General features: G+C 74.7%; 1 protein-coding gene. It reads right to left on the bottom strand.

Annotated features, from left to right (window positions below; translation table 11 throughout):
* The coding region (locus ACEN88_RS35525) for a hypothetical protein (protein ID WP_413347097.1) at positions 1–269 on the bottom strand (269 nt) is incomplete at both ends.

Genomic DNA, 269 nt, shown 5'->3' with positions numbered 1-269 from the left:
GATGGCGGACGTCCGGCGGCGGTCGGCGGCAAGCATGGCGCGGCCGATGTCGACGGTCGCGTGGGCCAGCACGAGCAGCACGACGGTCGCGAGCGTGGCCAGGTGCGCGGCGCGTTCGGCGTCGGTTTCCAGCCGCGCCGTCTCGGCGATCTGGCCGGCCAGATGGTGGGCCGAGCTGCCGATCAGTCCCGCCACGCCGAGCGGGACGACCGACCACGCGAGCATGCGTGCGAGGCGCGGGTAACACTGCGCGCCGGCGGTCAGCAACG

Source organism: Massilia sp. CT11-108, assembly GCF_047302915.1.
Classification (GTDB): Bacteria; Pseudomonadota; Gammaproteobacteria; order Burkholderiales; family Burkholderiaceae_D; genus Telluria; species Telluria orientalis.
This window is presented reverse-complemented; position numbering and strand designations above follow the sequence as displayed.